We start from the raw sequence: 18,125 nt of genomic DNA on the forward strand, positions 1-18,125 counted from the left end.
TTCTCTATCTGTTATTTTGCATAAAAGTATCTGGATAATATGATAAAAAGCCTTTTCATACAAAACTATGCTTTAATAAAATCACTGAAGATTAACCCTTCAGAATCTTTTAATACAATAACTGGTGAAACAGGAGCCGGAAAGTCGATCATTCTTGGAGCTATGGGCTTATTATTGGGTAAAAGAGCAGACACAAAGGCTTTGTTAGATCCAAATACAAAATGTATAGTCGAAGGAATATTTGACATAAACCAATATGATCTCAAAGAAATTTTTGAAGATAATGATCTGGATTATGAAAAAGAATGCATAATAAGAAGAGAAATCAGTCCTTCCGGAAAAAGCCGTGCTTTCATAAATGACACACCGACTACCCTTGACGTTGTTTCAAAAATAGGTGGGTACCTTGTTGATATACACTCCCAACACGATACACTTTTATTAGCAAGTAACGAATACCAGTTGCAAATGATAGATCATTTCGCTGGAACGGATGAAATATTAAAGGATTATAAAGTACTTTATAATCAATACAAAAAAGTTTCGCTTCAATTAGAGAGTTTAGAAAATGAAGCTGCCGAAATCGAACAGGAAAAAGATTTCAATCAGTTCCAATACGAAGAATTAGAAAAAGCTAAACTTGACCCCAAAGAAAAAGATGATCTTGAAGAAAGATTAAAACTTCTTGAGCATGCTGAGGAGATCAAATTAAAAATTCACCAGGCACTGGCAGTTCTAAATGAAAATGAATTTTCAGTCGAATCAGGTTTGAAAGAGGCTGAAAACTCCATTCATCAGGCCTCAAAATATTCCTCATCTTTAAAAGATTTAGCTGAAAGGCTGAATAGCTCCTGGATAGAGATTCGTGATATAACAGATGAATTGAACCGAAAATCTGAGGAAATAATTTATGATCCTGAAGAAACTGAAAGAGTTAAAGAAAGAATAGATTTGATTTATCAGCTGCTAACCAAGCACAGGGCCACTGATATTCAGGAACTAATCGATATAAAAGAAGAATTACAGATAAAGATCAACAAAGCCACAAATTTAAAATTTGATCTCGACGAATTAAAAAACAAAAAGCAAGACCTACATCAGGAAGCATTAACTAAGGCTAAAAAGCTATCTGAAGCGAGAAGTAAAAGTTATCCGGAATTCACCAACGGAGTAAATAAACTGCTTTCCAAACTAGGGATACCGAATGCTAATTTAGAAATTCAGGTATCAAAGAAACAACTATCCAACAATGGTATTGATGAAATATCGCTAAATTTCAGTGCCAACAAGGGAGTTGAGCCTCAACCATTAAAAAAGGCTGCTTCAGGAGGTGAATTTTCCCGTCTAATGTTTTCAATAAAATATATACTGGCAAATAAGACTGCAATGCCTACTCTTATATTCGACGAAATAGACACAGGTATCTCAGGTGAAGTAGCAATGCAGATGGTTCAAATGATGAAAGAAATGTCAAAACATCATCAATTGATTGCCATATCTCACTTACCACAGATCGCGGCAAAAGGAAATCGTCACTTTTTTGTTTTTAAGGATCATTCTTCCGATATTTCAGAGAGCAAAATAAAGGAAGTCAACGAAGAAGAAAGAGTTACTATCATTGCAGAAATGATTGGTGGGAAAAACCCTTCAGAATCAGCATATAAGAGCGCAAAGGAATTAATAGGCTGATATTTTCTTTTTTTGTATATTGGAAGTTAAATATTTAAGAGTGAAAAGAGTATTTTTTTACATCTCTATAGTCCTTTTTATGTTAAAAGGAACAGCATTCGCTGCTTCCATAGATACTATTTATATTTCAGATTTAAAGGAAAAGCTTAATGTTGCTGATGACATCCACGTTTTTCAGTCTGAACGCGATATTGATCTTAACAAAATTGATTACCATAATCAGAATTGGATTAATATAGATAGCATTTTTCAATCTAAACCTACTATCCTATATACTTACATATTAATAACAATCAAAAATGATACTGATTTAGATAAAGAAGTATTTTTTGACTTTGATGACCCAAGTATTTATGATGCTCATGGAATACTTATAAACCATATTACTAGAGAAAAAAAAGGTTATAGATCTGGCCTATCTGCGGGGAGACTTAAAGATATAAATAATACCGACAATGCTTTTAAATTTCAGCTTTTAAAAGGTCATCATTATACATTTATTGCTAAACTAACTTTAAAAAATTTCACCTCACTAAGTTCTGAGCTATATACTGTTGAAGGGTATACCAACGATACATCAATACACTTTTTAATATTTGGAATCTATTATGGTCTTATTACTGCAATAATAATATATGCTCTGTTCTTTTTTATCAGCTCAGGCTTTCGATGGTTTTTATATTTCGCATTAGCTACCTTCTTTTTTTCCATAGTAACCGGAGCTTATGATGGGTTTACTGGATTTTTATTACCATGGTTTGTTAAATTTTTCAAAGGATATCACGACCTGATTAGTGGTGGTCTTTCAAATATTTTCACATTATTGTTTGCAGCTTCTTTCCTGGGAATAAAGTCTTTAAAAAATAACTTTTATAAAGTGTTTGTCATTCTTATTTCGGCAAACTTGTTATCATTCATATTTTATTTTTTCATCCCTGACATAGGCTTTTACATTGTTATTGGTAATGCTATTATTGGAGCTCCACTAATCACAACAACATCAATTTATTATTATAAAAAAGGAGATAAATCATTATTATATTTTGTTCTTGCCTATTTAATTTTTAGTGTTTTCATTTTCATATCAGCACTTTATCTTTTCAGAGCAATTCCAGCAAATAAGTTCACATATTATTCTTTACATATAGGCTACACAATTCACTTGTTATTTTTATCTGTAGTTCTTATTGGAAGAATCAGAAGCATAAGAAAAGAAGTTGATCAGCAGAAAATCCTGAATGCAATTAATGAAAGAAAGATGTTCGAACAGTTCAATCAGGACTTAGAAGATACTGTCAATGCTCGGACTAAAGATTTAGCGATTAAGGAAATCAACTTAAGAACCATTCTTGAAAATAATGACATAGGGATCTGGCTTACTGATACTCAGCTCAGAGTTATTGAGTGTAATCATAAAGCTAAGGAATTCATATATCATTCTAATAAATATGTAAACTTTGGAATTGACACTAACTTAAATGAGGTTCTACATGATATACCTGCCATGAATTCCTGGTTTCAAAAATATGAAAATGCATTAAATGGTCAGGAAATAACTTTTGAATATTCTCACCAAATCAAAGGAAAAACCCGCTACCTCGATGTGCAATTATTTCCGATTTTGGCATCTGGCAGAGTTTCTGGTGTCGCCACATTTTTAAATGATATTACCGATCATAAAATCAAAGAAAATACTTTAGAAAAAACCAATAATGAATTAAGCCGGGTTAATAACGAGCTTGACAAATTTGTTTATGGAGCTTCCCATGATCTGAAAGCTCCATTAGGTAGCTTGAAGGGTCTGATCTATCTTTTAAAGCATGAAAAAAACAAATCAGCTATGGATGAGTATTTTTCTAGAATGGAGGGTTCGATAGATCGGATGGAAAGCTTTATAAAAGATCTGGTAAATTACTCTAGAAATAGTCGGGCTGAACTAGTTGTAGATGAGGTGGAACCAGAAAAAATCGTAAATGAAATAATTGAAAATTTAAGGTATAACGAAGACTATAAAAATGTCACTCTGGATACACGTTATAACCTTAATAGTGATAAAATATATTCTGATATAAATAGAATCAAAGTGATATTATCTAATATTATCGGAAATGCCTTAAAATATCACGACCCGGAAAAAGTTAATCCTTTTGTAAAGATATGTGTTTCAATTATTGAAAATAAACTCAAAATAGTTGTCGAAGATAACGGCCTTGGAATAGATGAAGAACACAAAGATAAAATTTTTGAAATGTTCTACAGAGCACACGAATCATCAGAAGGTACTGGTTTAGGATTATTTATTGTAAAGGAAACTGTCGAAAAACTTGATGGTGAACTTTCATTAAATACAAAAGCCGGTGAGGGTTCTAAATTCACGATACTTTTACCTAACCTCCGGTAAATGTTTTATTTCTTATAATTTTGGTTATTTTTGACGACATCACTTAAATCGCCGAAAATATTTTGAAGAGTATAGGCAAATATTTCATTCTTCTCGGATCACTTTTTAAAAATCGAGAGTCTTTCAAAACTTATTTTAAACTCACAATAAATGAGTGCGTTTTAATAGGCGTCAACTCAATTATTATTGTAGTCATCGTTAGTACCTTCATGGGTGCTGTAACTGCTGTCCAAACTGCATATAATCTTGTGAGTCCATTAATACCAAACAACGTGATCGGATTAATCGTTCGCGACATGACAGTTCTGGAACTTGCTCCGACGATCATGGCAATTGTATTTGCCGGAAAAGTCGGGTCAAATATTGCTGGTGAACTCGGAACAATGAGGATTACTGAGCAAATTGATGCGCTGGAGGTTATGGGAATTAATGGTGCTTCTTACCTTATTCTCCCTAAGATATTAGCTTCAGTTTTTATGTACCCGTTACTTGTTATAATGGCTGCATTTCTGTCAATAACTGGAGGATATTTAGCTGGAATTATGACGAACATAATTACAGAACAGGAATATATTTACGGAATCAGACTTGACTTTAATGAATATACTGTAACCTTTGCATTAATTAAATCCGTGGTTTTTGCCTTTCTTGTTAGCAGTATTTCTGCTTATAAGGGATTTTTTACAAGAGGTGGTGCACTGGAAGTTGGATTGGCCAGTACCAGTGCTGTTACAAATAGTGTTATAGCTATTCTATTAGCTGATTATCTACTTGCTCAATTACTCTTATAATAATGATAGAAATAAAAAATATAAGAAAATCATTTAAGGGAACTGAAGTTATTAAGGGAATATCCGGAGAATTTCAGCAGGGAAAGGTCAATATGATAATTGGTGCAAGTGGTACTGGTAAAAGTGTACTCCTGAAATGTATTGTCGGCCTTGTAACCCCTGATGAGGGTAATGTTATCTATAGAGGAAGAGATTTCTTTAACTCTGAAAAAGACGTTCAACGTGAAATAAGACAAGAAATTGGTATGCTATTCCAGGGAGGTGCTTTATTTGACTCAATGACAGTTGAGAAGAATGTCATGTTCCCATTGGATGTATTGACTAAAATGCCTTCAGATGAAAAACTCGATAGAGTAAACTTTTGCCTGAAGCGAGTAGGCCTGGAAAATGTCAATACAAAAATGCCTTCGGAAATAAGCGGCGGTATGAAGAAAAGAGTTGGTATCGCACGGGCTATTGTTAATAATTCCAAGTTTCTCTTTTGTGATGAACCTAATTCAGGACTTGATCCACAAACTTCCATCTTAATAGATGAACTAATAAAAGAAATTACCTACGAATATGATATTACAACTGTAGTTGTTAGCCACGACATGAACTCAGTTGTTGAATCAGGTGATTATATTTTATTTATGTATCAAGGCAACAAATTATGGGAAGGCACTAAAGATGATATTCTTCAAAATGATGTTCCTGAATTACAGGATTTCATCTTTGCCAATCATATTCTACGTCGATTAAAAGAAAAAGCTTAAAACAGGATACTTCCTTGTAAAGAGGCAAAATGAATTACTCTCGTATTCGAAGGTTTTCTTCCCTGGTAATATAAATTCACTACCAGGCCATTAAAAATCTCCTTTCTTAAATTCGTACTCCACAGGAAATTATTTCCAGCCCGGAACCCCTCAAGTAATTGATATCCTGAAACTGTATTGACTTCACCATCATAATCGATATTTTTGAATTCAAAATTAAGGGTTCCTCTAAAATTTCCTTTCCCAATACTAGTAATACTAATTCCTAATTGCTGCCAGTCAGACTTATTCGCCACATCAGAATTGAGATCTATTTTCTGCTTTCTGTTAAAACTCAATTTTGCTCTCAAGTTTGAAGTAGGACTCCAGGTCAAGGTTGGAAGTAAAATGTATTGTCTAATCCGATAATTTTTTTGCTCTATGTTTTCAGCCTCATTCAATTTGAATTCCGACTCTAATTCTAGTTCACTGGTCCAATTATCAGTTATAGGAACGCTTACTAATATTCTGGATCTAGTGGTATTATAAGTATCAAATCCGCTAAATAATAATTGCCTCCTTGACCTGATTGTATGGCCATATTGAATAAACCAGTTATTTTTTATTGACCGCCATTTAAATAAATAATTATTAAGAACATTGCTGGCTATCACACTTTGTATATTTCCTTTAAAAGGGTTTACTCTTTCTGAGAAAGATTTACCGGTTGTCTTTTGTTCATATATCAAGTTTCCATTAAAAGAAAATCCTCCAAGAAAATCAGAATCGGTGAAATCTGAAAAATTCCACCTGTAAAGAAAGTCAACCCGGCTTAAATAGGCATCTACGTAATCATTCCCGGGTGTGAAAACTTTAGAATATTTTCGCTCGTCAGGATTAAAAGCTTCATAAAACTCTCCTAATTCCTGAATTCCATTATCATTATCATCTATCCAGGTATGAGTTCCCTGACCAAGTGGCACCTCAATAAATGTAAAGTTTCTTCTTAATTCTCTACTACTTTGTAGATTCCACCCAGTATTATATCGTAAACCTATGTTTTTGAAATAACCTTTCATGTTTATTCTACCCTGCGCATAGGTTTCGTCACTTTTATTTATCTGATAATCTATACTTCTGATTATTACCGTGCCATTAACCTGGTGATTTTCTCTAAGATTTAGTCTTCCCTTTAGATATCCATTATATGATTTATTATAATCTTGTAATTTTCCTTCAATGGGAATTTTATCTTCCCTGTAAAAAAATCCGGCTTTCAGACTATTCTTAGAACTATCTTCAAAACCTATATATATATCGTGTTTATAAAAATATTGTAATGAGCTTATTAATTCATCATCAGACTCTGCTCTCAATACGTTTCTTTCTGATATAAAAGTATATCCAGGTCTGAACTTCCCCTTTATTCTGTCTAATATGACTGTTTCCCTGCTCCATCGATTATTATTACCATAATACTCGCTAATCATCCTGTTAAATGCCCCACTAGCTTTCCACCCCGAAAACTGTTTATCAAAACTTACTTCGTGGTTAATTCCATTCAAAACATCTTTTTTATCGCGATAGCTGATCTTATAACTATAATTTGATTTTTTATCGGATAAACTTCCCTTATAATAGAAATAATTCTCCCTGCTCAAAGTATCTCTTGCTTGTCCCCAGTCCCTGTCAAATTCAATGTTTCTGAATCTGTCTATGCCTTTAAAATTATGCCCGATATAATCAAAGGATAATTCTTGATTCAACTTCCTCTTCCCTATCTTTCGCCTACTTGTCAGGCTGATATTATTTGCAAAACCTTTATCAGGTCTTCCTTCTGTACGTGAATAATATCTGTTTTTCTCGTGAATATTTAGTGCTGTATTAAAACTAATCTTTTCACTATTGGTGATATCTATTTCCCCGGATAAAACCAGCATAGAATTTTTATTTGGAAGGGGAATGATTGAAACAGGTGCATAAGAGGCTTCTGAACCTCCATTTATGCCAACCCAATAAAAAACCTGTCGTCCACCTTCATTAGTACGGGCATAAACGCCTTCACCAGGACCCAGATATTCAAAATTGATTTTATATAATGAATCAGCTTGTGAAATACCTTTATATCTATCAAAGATCCTGATCGTATCATTATTTACTATAGTGTCTTTTCTTAAATAAAGTACTTCTAATGTTTGATCCGGATCTCCTTCAAATCTGTTATAACCCGCAATTATTGCTTGTGTAGTATCACCTGCATCAATCAGATCCTGATATATTTGATCTGTATTTTCAAACCGTAGGGGTTTTCTAAAGTTATCCTGCTCACTATAATACTCAATTGAAAGCTGACCTTTTTTAAATTTATGGCCAGCCTGTAAATTAAACGTGGATCTTGGATATGATAAAACCGCATATTCAAGGTCAACCCTGATCCTTGTAAATTCTGTTATCAATATATCAGGAGAAAAAGTAATTTCTGCGGTGTTATAATCTATCACATAATCTCTTTCATATCCTCTCTGCATTAAACGGCCATCAAGGTAAACTCTCTCACTATTAGCTATGACTACAGGGAACAGTTCATTAATACCCTCTGACAACCTGTACGGGCCAGAGACTCCCTCTATCGGTTTAACATATATGGTGGTAAACTTTCCTTTATTGATTCCCCCTCTTATGCCGGCAAATGTACCCACGCTATCTTCACCGGTATTCATCGCAAGTCCTAAACCCTGTACATTCTTTTGATAACGAAGAAAATGATTGTAATCATTTTTTATCTGAATATCTCCGGCTTCCAGGTAATACTTATCGTTAAAAACCTCGATAAATACCTTATCAAAATCCTGTAACTGAGCGGTATTTCCCTCCGGTTGATAAGGGATATTTCTATCTGAAATTCTGGCATTAATACTTATATCATCGGATAATTTACCGGAAAGATTCAGTAGTAATTCAGATTGGATACCGGCATCACTATTTGTGCCACTATTAACTGCTCTACTTAATACTCCTGAAGTCTGGAGTTGCTTATCCTCTAAGGGTAAAACCTCATCAAGAGCAGATTTTTTCACCTGTTTATCATAGAAGAAGGCATTACTATCATATTCATCATAAGAATACCTGTAAAGATCATTAAAGATCAGGTCAGGCTTTAAATAACAGATGGTAATACTTTGATTCTCACCGTTCCAAACCAGAGTTTCATTATTTATACTTTGATATTTATTGGCAGGTGCGGATTTGACATACAGAGAATTAAGAATTATTGAATCAGCATTGATCTTTAACGTATCTCCCTTGGAAACTTCAACACTAACACAAATTTCTTTCCTCTCCTGTCCGAATATAGTTTGAACAGCAGTAATCAGTATGATTAATACCACATATCTCATTGAGCATCATTGTACAAAGGTAAAGATATGAAAAATACAGTTCCTTCGCCTACTACAGATTCAAACCAAATGTTACCCTGGGCATGTTCAATACCTCTTTTAGCAATTGCTAGACCAATACCTGAACCACTTGACTTCGTACTGAAATTAGGAATGAATACTTTTTCCCGTAATGAATCAGGTATACCCTGACCATTATCTTGTACCATGATCAATGCATTTTTATCATCCTGAACTGACATCTCCAGATAAATTTCAGGTATTTCCCCATCATCGACAGATTGCTTAGCGTTGATCAACAGGTTATTGATCGTTCTGCCAATTAATTTTTCATCGCCTTTTACAATAATTTCTCTATCAGGAATAACAGTTTTAAACTCTCCTTCCTGACGCTTAAATATTTCTGCTGAATCCTTCACTACTTTCGTCAGATCGAAAATCTCACTCTCAGGAATAGGCATCTTAGCAAAGGCACTAAAAGATGTTGCAATGTCACTCAAAGTGTCTACCTGACGAATCAGACTTTCAGAAAGATTTTTAAGTTTTACATCACTATCATTTAATCTTTGTAAGTGTTGTAAACTTAATCGCATTGGAGTTAGCGGATTTTTAATTTCATGAGCAACCTGCTTAGCCATTTCTCTCCAGGCAGACTCCTTCTCAGACGCAGAAAGTGCACGACGACTTTCTTCGAGCTTACTCAGCATTCTGTTATATTGATCTACCAGAAGACCTATTTCATCATTAGAACTCCAATTTAGTGGCTCATTATCGCCCAGAGAGGTTTTTCCTATTTTATTAGCTATATATCGTAATGGTTTAGTCAGCATAGACGAACTGAAATAGGATATCGCTAAGAATATTAAAAAAGTAAAAGCTGCAAGATTTAATATATTAACAATACCAGCAATAATATGATTTTCAAGTTCTTCTCCAGATTCAAAATAAGGAATATTAATAACTCCCAACTTCCGGTTACTATTAAATGCATTTACACCTGAGAAAGAAGATTTAAATGAAAGGTCACCCGCTTTTTCATCAAGAATTATTTCATCATAGCCCTTTTCTATTATTTTGGCATACGCCTCAGGGTTTAATTGTTCTGAAAAGATTTTTTTCTCAAATATTCGAGGTTGACTGGTAGCCAGTAATTGACCGTCAACATCATATAAGTTTATATCTAATTGAGCATATCGAGATATTTCTTTTAACTCTCTTTCCAATTCTTCACGAGACATATCTCCAGTAAAAACCTTATTAATATCATCAATTAACTGATCACTGGTATTTTTACTTTTCTGCAAATATTCTTCCCGTATATCATTTCTATAAGTAGTGGAAATGAGATTTATCGCTGAATAACTAACAGCGATCAGGGGTATAAGAAAAACGAGGTTAAGATATAATTGAAGTTTCGTGGTAAAGGATACCCTGGTAGAATTAATGAAATGATAAATCGTCAATCCCAGCGAGGATAAAAGAATAAAAAATACCGGTAGTACAAAATAAAAAGAGAAATTACTTATCAGAAAACTAAGTGGTTTATATTGCATACTGACCAGTAAGATCTGATCTCCTTCTGCCTGTTGCCCAAAATGCCTGTAATTTTCCTCAACCAAACCCTTATTAAATAGATCTACGCTATCCACATTAGTTATTGATGGAATATGAAGTGAATAATTAAAATCACCTCCTGCTGTTATTAATTCTCCATTCTCATAAAACCCATAACTTATATCTCTGAATTCATCTACTTCGGAACTAACTCCAGTATCAACAAGTAACTCTGGAAATACAGTATTTAATTGATTATTTAGAAGATTGAGATCTATTTTAAGATATCCAATTACCCGATCATTATAAGGTATCTCTATTAAAGCGATATAATGTCCTAATAGCGGCTTCCCTTTTACAGATTCAAAATAAATATTCTCATATTCAGTCCTGAATTCCTCTGACTCATAGTAAAACTTATAAAATTGATATGGAACTTGTGTTGCTGAAACCCCGATAGGTTCTTTATTTATCCCAAATATAGAAACCTGTATATCATACTTATCAAAATAGGGACCCAGATGATATTTTTGCACTTTATCTTCAACTGCTCTTCTGTTTGCTAATGGAGAAAGTAAACGGGCTTTTATGTAATTATCCTCTCTAATCTGTGTAATAGCCTCATTTAAAAGAAACTCCCCTAATACATCATTTTTTTCAATAAGTTTTGATGCTACTCTTACCTTTGTTTCACGAATTCGTTCCTGTTCGAAGGTCCATACGCTAATTGTAACCGCTATTGAGGCAATTATTAAACTACCAATTACATAAAATAAAGTGTTGTAACGTACTCTTATAAATAATTTCCCTGCCCGAGTACCAAACATGAAAAAGGTATAGATAATATAAATTATTACAATAGGTAAAAAGTTATTATCTGTGAAATAAGAAAGAGAGATATAAAACAAAGAAGTAATGCCCAGCAATAACCAAAACATCCTGATTTTATTTTTCCAGACATGATTATTCACCTGATAAGCGATGTGGCCAAATAAGATGAAAATAGCCACACTTAGGAAAATAATTAATACGGAAATTAATTTTAAACCTGAAAAAGAAAGATTTGAGGTGATATCATAAGTCCATGATGAATGATGATACAGAGTTCTAAATACAAACATCTGTAGAGATAAAGAAGCTATACCCAGACAAAATAGAAATATTGATAATGCGATTTTCTTCCTTTCTGACAATCTATGGATCCACTTTACAACTTTAGGTTTCTGATAATAATACAGGCATCCTATTGCCAGGATAAAAACAACCAGAATATTCAATAAAAGATCTCCCAGGGTTGGTACCAGTTTAGAGGCTGAGAAAAATTTAGGATTAAAAAGCCTGAGATTTATAAATTCATATGGGAATTCTAATAATAAAGCCAGAACCCTGAATATAAGTAAAGTGATCATTCCGGCAGGAATTGCAAGATCTTTGCGATAATCTCTTACTAAAAACGTAATAAAAATAGTCACAAAAACAGCAAAGAAAATTATAGATGCGAACATGAAAAAATCCGCTACTCCGAAATGTATTCGGTACGAAGGTTGAAAGAGTACACCAAAAATATCTCTGCTATTTAACTTAATAGAATGATAACCTTCCTGATCAGAATTAGAAGAAATACGAATATCATTATTTTCAAATATTCGAGGATTAGCTCTAGGACCGATATAAGCATTATTTATCTCACTCCGTTCAAATAGTGGAATATAAAACACTAACTTAAATTCATTCCTGAGAAAAATATAAGTTAAATATTCCCCATTGGTACTGGTTACCAGATTAATACCTGGGGTGAGATCAATATTTTCGTGTGGTAGATATTTTGAAGTTGACCAGTATACAGGTTCGTTGCTTTCATTTAGAATGATAAGAGGTCTGTCTACCCGGTCATTTAATTTATCAAAGGAGAATTTAACTGAATCATTTGAAGCAGGAAGTTTCTTGTAAACATCTTCTATTTCGGAAACAGCATTATTAATATTGGCTGTTACTCTCTCTACATAGTATGATTCATTCTGTTTTTGGTAGTCATAAATAAACCACAAAACAGAAAAAATAAGAATGCTTAGGACAGCCAGAAAGAGGCTTAAAAATTTATTTGAATATTTCATTACTAAACTAATTTACAGTTTAGCAATTTTCGTGCTGAAATACACGATCGGGGTCAAATTTTATACCTCCAACAAGATATAAATATATTGTTCGGGAAAATCTGAATATAATCGGCATTAATATCACCGAAATTACGGGCAGGGTTATCAGGTAATAGATCAACTCCGGATCAAAGATTACCTTTAAGAACAGTGATGTGGCTACAAATAGAGCCACTACAAAAGCATAACTTATATACATGGCCCCAAAATAAAAACCAGGTTCAATTTCGAACCTCAATCCACAACATGAACATTTATCGTTCATCTTGGCAAATTTAGTGATTTTGTAAAAAGGATATTTATATAATTTTCCTTTACGGCACCTTGGACAACGTTCTTTAAGAATAGCTGTTATTAAGCTTGTTTCGGACATTTCGTTTACTTGTTCTATACCAGAAAAATGCGATAATACCGATAGCTACGTACGGAGTTAAAAATAAGTAAAGTATACCAGTGTTGAGGTTAGAGGCCAGGCTACCGCCATCTTCACTTACATTAGTTTCCAGGGTAGCAGCACACATAGAGCATTGTGCTTTGGCAAGGAAACTATATAGAAACAAAAACGATATTAATAAAACCCTCTTCATACTTTTACTGATCTTAAAAACTATAATAAGGACTTATCATTAAATAAACTATGACTCCGGTTACAGATACATAAAGCCATACAGGATATGCCCATCTTACTATACGTTTATGTTTATCATAACGTTTTGTAAAAGCATAAATTAGAGCCAATAATACCAATGGCACTTCAACTATTGATAGTAAGATATGAGATATAAGTAGAAAATAATAGATGTATCTGATTGCACCTTGCCCTCCAAAAGCGGTACTTGAAACCGAAGAATGATAAATTATATAAGACACTAGAAATATAACTCCCAGAGCAAGTGCAGAAAGCATCATAGTCTTATGTTTAGCTATATCACCTTTTTTTATAAAGTAAAGTCCAAGAATCAAAATAACAGCTGTAGCTGAGTTTATTACTGCATTTAATCCCGGCAGAGAATATACCCAGCCTTTATCTGAAGCTAATCCCAAATCAGCATATAGTAAATATGCAACTAAAAGGGGCACAACTACAGAAACAACACCTACAAACCACTGAGTAGGCTTATTAATAGTTCCACTATTCATAATTCGTCAACAATATTTGTATTTCAGCGAAAAGCCTGTCTATTTCCTTGTTATCATTTAGCTCAAAATAGCCTTTAATGACCTTATCTTCATTAACCAGAACTCCATAAGGCTGGTTAAGATTTTCCTTTTTAACTATTAAATCACAGTAAAGTTCATTTAATTCATTAGAATTAACGCACTTAATGTTTTTAATCCTATAAGTATTTTGAAGACATAAGGATTGAGGAAGTACCTGTTTGAAAGAAACTGGCATCTCATAATAAGCATCAAACCAGCTTTCCCAGGTGGAAGTTAATCCAGAATGAATAACGGGATCTGAATTCAATAAAAAGACATTAATTGAATCATTACTAAAAAAGGAATGAGAAATCCTATACTGACCAGATTCATTTATTACACAATCAGTCAGAACAGAATCAACACCATTTGAATAGTAAGTTTGAGTGTCGAAGTGGTTTTTCCCGAAACTATGGAGAAAAACAAAAATAAAAGCCGGCACAGCTAGTATTACAAGCAATATGCCGACTTTAAAAGTTTTATTCATATAAGAATTTTATTCTTTATTCTCTACAGGAATTTCTGTTTTTGTTTCATCTGAGAATTTAGTCTGAAAAATTTCAGCACTTTCGGTCCTCAATGCTACCAATAACCAGATTACAAATAGAAGAGGAAGCATGATTGACCAGATAAGCGATTTTGTCTCGTATTTTAAGTGCATAAACTCAGATACGATATAAAACGCTTTTACCAATGTCAGTCCAATGAAAAATGCGAATAATAACAATCCCCGTGGGAAAACATAAGCCGCACCAACTTCGATCAATGTAACTACAGCAAGTATTGCTGTTACTTTTATTATCTTGTTGACCGTTTCTTTGTTCCTTGGAATCGTTCCTGTTGTATTTTCTGTATTTATATTAGCCATGATAATTAGATTCTGCCTTTAAATGAATTAGATAAGGTAAAAGAAAGTAAATACAAATACCCACACAAGATCAACAAAGTGCCAGTATAGTCCAACTTTTTCAACCATTTCGTAATGTCCCCGCTTATCGTATGTTCCTACAACTACATTATAGAATACTATAAAGTTCAGAACAACACCACTGAATACGTGCGTTCCGTGGAAACCTGTTATAAAGAAGAACAAATCAGCGAATCCCTGAGGGCCATATTGGTTTTGCACCAGGTTAGCTCCGAAGAATTTGGTAGCATCTGCAACACCTTTAAGACCTTCTTCTTTTCCTGTAATAAAGTGTGACCACTCCCATGCCTGGCATCCAAGGAAGGTAAGACCTCCGACGATTGTCCAAAGCATCCATTTTTCTACGTCTTTTCGATCTCTTCTGTGGCCGGCTTCAACAGCAAGTACCATGGTCACTGAAGACAAGATCAATATAAATGTCATGATCGATACGAAAATCAATGGTAAGTGCATACCATGTAGAAATGGCACTCCATCGAATACGTAATCAGGAATAGGCCAGTATTCAGTAGAGAATTTAAATACCTCTCCGTGTATTTCAGGATTATACTGAGGATAGCTGTAACGAATTACTCCATATGTGATTAGTAAAGCCGAAAAAGTAAAAGCATCCGACAATAGGAAAAACCACATCATTAATTTCCCGTAACTAGCCTTCATCGGTGCCTGCCCACCGCTCCATGTGCTTTTCGAAGGCGATTTGATTGTTGCTGTTGTAGCCATCTAATTTTATTTTAGATTATTGATTCAGTTGCAAAAATAAATATAAATAAATCCAAAGTCCACCTAAAAAGTGCCAATAAGTTGTACAAATCTCCATTCGTACAAGTTTATCTTTGATATTTTCTACTTTAAAGGCAGTTATCAATACTATTATCAGGAATACAAGAGCACTAATCAAGTGTGCTGCATGCACTCCGGTAATTACATAAATAAATGATCCACTAACATTATTGGGATCCGAAAAGTAAAGATTCATATCCACAAGCCTTCCGTATCCTTTAAATTGCATTACAAGAAATGCAATACCAGAAAGCAAGGTAAGCACTGTGAATAAAATTACTTTACCTTTATTATTCTTTTTAGCTTCAAAGTAACCTATTTGCATAAATATACTACTCAAAACTATAATCCCCGTACTATAAAGAAAAGTAACCGGAAGATCAAATGGTATCCAGCTTCCCTGTCCTTTTCTAACAATATATGCACTGGTGTAAGCCGCAAATATCATCAGTACTGTCAACATAAACAGCCACATAGCAAATTTTTGCGGATGCATATTCAAGATGCCTTTCGACTCCCGAGTTATTTTTAATTGTTCTTCCATATTCTCTCTCTCCTTTTCCATATCTACACCTTATCCAACATAAATGCAATCTGCACCACAGGCAGGTAAATAAAAGAACCAAACATTATTTTTAAAGCAGATTTTCTGCTTGTGTCAATCATCAATTTAAAGGTCTGCGCCAAAAATAAGACTCCACAAACAATCGCTACGATTGCAGAATCTATTCCCGTAATACCAAATTTTGCCGGAAGTAAACTCAACGGTAGCAAAAATAAGGTATAAGTCATTATCTGAACAGCTGAATTAAAATCTTTACGACCTCCATTTGGTAATAGTTTAAACCCAGCTCTCTTATAATCATCATCAGCTACCCAGGCTATCGCCCAGAAATGTGGAAATTGCCAGATAAACTGAATCCCAAAGATCACTAACGCTTCAAAAGTAATATCACCTGAATAAGCAACCCACCCGATAAGCGGTGGTAAAGCGCCAGGGATTGCTCCCACAAATACAGCTATCGGCCCTACCCTTTTAAGTGGAGTATAAACAAAACTGTAAAGAAGCATTGATACAAATGAAAGCAATACAGTTAATGGATTAGTATAGATATAAAGCATTACCAAACCGGCAATACCTACTATTAAGCCGAAAAATAAAGCTTCATTTGATGATATTATCCCTAAGGGTAAAGGTCTTGTTTTAGTTCGGTTCATCATTGCATCAAGATCTTTTTCAATGATCTGATTAAAGATTACTGATGCACCGGAAACAAGAAAGCCTCCTATAGACAGCATACTTAAAATAAACCAGTCTACAGAACCATTAACAGCCAGGACATAGCCAAATGCTGATGAAAACGCCACCAACATCGATAACCTTGGCTTCAACAACATGACAAATGCTCTGAAGCGTACCGAAGCTGTATTAGTATTTAATATTTCTGCCGAATTATTCATGGACAGTTATTACCTCTTCTTTCTTTTTAGATACAATCTGTATTATCCAATACTGAATACCAATCATTAATGCTGCACAGAGCAAATGAACTGGTTGTAACACTGCCGGAATTGCAAAATAGGCCATTATTACGCCTGAAATAATTTCAACTCCTATAATAACCAGAACAATCATTAGCCATTTCCAGAACTTACCCGAGGTACGTCCCAGCTTATAGCATACCCAGGCTACATAGCAATGCACTGCAAAGATAACCAATGAAAAACTTCTGTGAATGTAAAACCCTAGTCCTAATTCACCGATCCAAAGTTCTCTTTGCTCATTTCCAAATGCCAATGCGATTTCATCTATACTCTCCCGAACCTGAGTTCCGAGTATTATTTGAACGAATGACAAAATCAAACCAATCCAAAGTATCGCTTTAAATCTTGAAGGTAAAGTAACAACATCATATTCCATTACTTTGAAGATTAGCCGCTCAAGTATCAGCACAATAAAAAGAGCCAATATCATATGAACTGTTATCATCCATGGCATAAGATTAGTAGAAACAACTACACTACCAATCCAGCCTTCAATACCAACAAGTATAAATGCCAGAAAAGCCAACCAGAAATACGCTTTCTTATTACTGAAAGCAAATGGAACTGAAAAGACGAGTGTAGCAAAGATAAAAAGCCCTATAATCACTCCTACTATCCGGTTCACATATTCAATCCATGTTTTCGTGGGATTGAAAGGTTGTTCTTCCATTACCATCGGATCATTTGAGATTTCATAAGCAAGTGATGAAAATCCCAAGGCATTCAGGTATCCAGCAAGTTTTTCGTTTTTCTCTACCCTCTTTTGGGTATAGTAATTCTCATATCCTTCGGGGAGTTGTTCTTCACTGGTAGGTGGAACCCACTGCCCAAAACATTTTGGCCAGTCCGGACATCCCATACCTGCTCCTGTAGACCGAACTATCCCTCCTACAAGAATGAGTATATAAACAGAAAATACGGTGAGCACACCGCATTTTCTGAATAG

General features: G+C 34.1%; 15 protein-coding genes. 4 read left to right on the forward strand and 11 right to left on the reverse strand.

Going from position 1 to position 18,125, the window contains the following annotated elements; translation table 11 throughout:
* Positions 1–39: 39 nt before the first annotated feature.
* The 4 genes from recN (at position 40) to OO013_RS01755 (ending at position 5,636) form a co-directional block, all read left to right on the forward strand.
* A complete protein-coding gene (gene recN, locus OO013_RS01740) occupies positions 40–1,689 on the forward strand; it encodes a DNA repair protein RecN (RefSeq protein ID WP_266054824.1) in 1,650 nt (549 codons plus the stop codon).
* Between the two features lie 40 nt (positions 1,690–1,729).
* Positions 1,730–4,090, forward strand: coding sequence for a 7TM diverse intracellular signaling domain-containing protein (locus OO013_RS01745; protein WP_266054826.1), 2,361 nt, complete (start codon positions 1,730–1,732; stop codon positions 4,088–4,090).
* A 62-nt stretch (positions 4,091–4,152) separates the two neighbouring features.
* The gene (locus OO013_RS01750; RefSeq protein ID WP_266054828.1) at positions 4,153–4,881 is read left to right on the forward strand and encodes an MlaE family ABC transporter permease; all 729 of its coding nucleotides are present in this window, start codon (positions 4,153–4,155) and stop codon (positions 4,879–4,881) included.
* 2 nt (positions 4,882–4,883) lie between these two features.
* Positions 4,884–5,636: an ABC transporter ATP-binding protein gene (locus tag OO013_RS01755; protein WP_266054830.1), complete on the forward strand. Its 753-nt coding sequence runs from the start codon at positions 4,884–4,886 to the stop codon at positions 5,634–5,636.
* Here OO013_RS01755 and OO013_RS01760 read toward each other — a convergent pair.
* The 11 genes from OO013_RS01760 to OO013_RS01810 form a co-directional block, all read right to left on the reverse strand.
* Positions 5,633–9,013, reverse strand: coding sequence for a DUF8818 domain-containing protein (locus OO013_RS01760; protein WP_266054832.1), 3,381 nt, complete (start codon positions 9,011–9,013; stop codon positions 5,633–5,635). The two genes, OO013_RS01755 and OO013_RS01760, sit on opposite strands and share 4 nt — an antisense overlap.
* Positions 9,010–12,681 (reverse strand): sensor histidine kinase, encoded by a 3,672-nt coding sequence (locus OO013_RS01765; protein WP_266054834.1) that lies wholly within the window; start codon positions 12,679–12,681, stop codon positions 9,010–9,012. The genes OO013_RS01760 and OO013_RS01765 overlap by 4 nt, the downstream gene beginning before the upstream one ends.
* 19 nt (positions 12,682–12,700) lie before the next feature.
* A complete protein-coding gene (locus tag OO013_RS01770; protein ID WP_266054836.1) occupies positions 12,701–12,988 on the reverse strand; it encodes a DUF983 domain-containing protein in 288 nt (95 codons plus the stop codon).
* A gap of 73 nt (positions 12,989–13,061) precedes the next feature.
* Positions 13,062–13,310, reverse strand: a complete 249-nt coding sequence (locus OO013_RS01775; RefSeq protein ID WP_266054838.1) for a hypothetical protein — start codon at positions 13,308–13,310, stop codon at positions 13,062–13,064.
* A 13-nt stretch (positions 13,311–13,323) separates the two neighbouring features.
* On the reverse strand, positions 13,324–13,863 hold the full coding sequence (locus tag OO013_RS01780) for a DUF420 domain-containing protein (RefSeq protein ID WP_266054839.1): 540 nt from the start codon (positions 13,861–13,863) through the stop codon (positions 13,324–13,326).
* A complete protein-coding gene (locus OO013_RS01785) occupies positions 13,856–14,410 on the reverse strand; it encodes a hypothetical protein (protein ID WP_266054840.1) in 555 nt (184 codons plus the stop codon). Before OO013_RS01785 ends, OO013_RS01780 begins: the two co-directional genes overlap by 8 nt.
* A 9-nt stretch (positions 14,411–14,419) precedes the next feature.
* Positions 14,420–14,791, reverse strand: a complete 372-nt coding sequence (locus tag OO013_RS01790) for a cytochrome C oxidase subunit IV family protein (RefSeq protein ID WP_266054842.1) — start codon at positions 14,789–14,791, stop codon at positions 14,420–14,422.
* Positions 14,792–14,818: 27 nt separating this feature from the next.
* Complete coding sequence (locus OO013_RS01795; RefSeq protein ID WP_266054843.1) at positions 14,819–15,574, reverse strand: cytochrome c oxidase subunit 3; 756 nt, start codon at positions 15,572–15,574, stop codon at positions 14,819–14,821.
* Positions 15,575–15,590: 16 nt separating this feature from the next.
* On the reverse strand, positions 15,591–16,199 hold the full coding sequence (locus OO013_RS01800; RefSeq protein ID WP_266054845.1) for a cytochrome c oxidase subunit 3: 609 nt from the start codon (positions 16,197–16,199) through the stop codon (positions 15,591–15,593).
* Positions 16,200–16,201: 2 nt separating this feature from the next.
* Entirely contained in the window at positions 16,202–17,095 is an 894-nt protein-coding gene (gene cyoE, locus OO013_RS01805) for a heme o synthase (RefSeq protein ID WP_266054848.1), read from the reverse strand.
* Positions 17,088–18,107, reverse strand: a complete 1,020-nt coding sequence (locus OO013_RS01810) for a COX15/CtaA family protein (protein ID WP_266054850.1) — start codon at positions 18,105–18,107, stop codon at positions 17,088–17,090. The genes cyoE and OO013_RS01810 overlap by 8 nt, the downstream gene beginning before the upstream one ends.
* Between the last annotated feature and the right edge of the window lie 18 nt (positions 18,108–18,125).

This window comes from Mangrovivirga halotolerans, from assembly GCF_026241165.1.
In the GTDB taxonomy this organism is placed as follows: Bacteria; Bacteroidota; Bacteroidia; order Cytophagales; family Cyclobacteriaceae; genus Mangrovivirga; species Mangrovivirga halotolerans.

What these genes read in the sequence shown, in the direction of transcription:
- cyoE (WP_266054848.1), bottom strand. Translation starts at nt 17,095, where the DNA reads ATGAATAATTCGGCAGAAATATTAAATACTAATACAGCTTCGGTACGC.
- OO013_RS01800 (WP_266054845.1), bottom strand. Translation starts at nt 16,199, where the DNA reads ATGGAAAAGGAGAGAGAGAATATGGAAGAACAATTAAAAATAACTCGG.
- OO013_RS01765 (WP_266054834.1), bottom strand. Translation starts at nt 12,681, where the DNA reads ATGAAATATTCAAATAAATTTTTAAGCCTCTTTCTGGCTGTCCTAAGC.
- OO013_RS01755 (WP_266054830.1), top strand. Translation starts at nt 4,884, where the DNA reads ATGATAGAAATAAAAAATATAAGAAAATCATTTAAGGGAACTGAAGTT.
- recN (WP_266054824.1), top strand. Translation starts at nt 40, where the DNA reads ATGATAAAAAGCCTTTTCATACAAAACTATGCTTTAATAAAATCACTG.
- OO013_RS01775 (WP_266054838.1), bottom strand. Translation starts at nt 13,310, where the DNA reads ATGAAGAGGGTTTTATTAATATCGTTTTTGTTTCTATATAGTTTCCTT.
- OO013_RS01790 (WP_266054842.1), bottom strand. Translation starts at nt 14,791, where the DNA reads ATGGCTAATATAAATACAGAAAATACAACAGGAACGATTCCAAGGAAC.
- OO013_RS01770 (WP_266054836.1), bottom strand. Translation starts at nt 12,988, where the DNA reads ATGAACGATAAATGTTCATGTTGTGGATTGAGGTTCGAAATTGAACCT.
- OO013_RS01760 (WP_266054832.1), bottom strand. Translation starts at nt 9,013, where the DNA reads ATGAGATATGTGGTATTAATCATACTGATTACTGCTGTTCAAACTATA.
- OO013_RS01795 (WP_266054843.1), bottom strand. Translation starts at nt 15,574, where the DNA reads ATGGCTACAACAGCAACAATCAAATCGCCTTCGAAAAGCACATGGAGC.
- OO013_RS01780 (WP_266054839.1), bottom strand. Translation starts at nt 13,863, where the DNA reads ATGAATAGTGGAACTATTAATAAGCCTACTCAGTGGTTTGTAGGTGTT.
- OO013_RS01785 (WP_266054840.1), bottom strand. Translation starts at nt 14,410, where the DNA reads ATGAATAAAACTTTTAAAGTCGGCATATTGCTTGTAATACTAGCTGTG.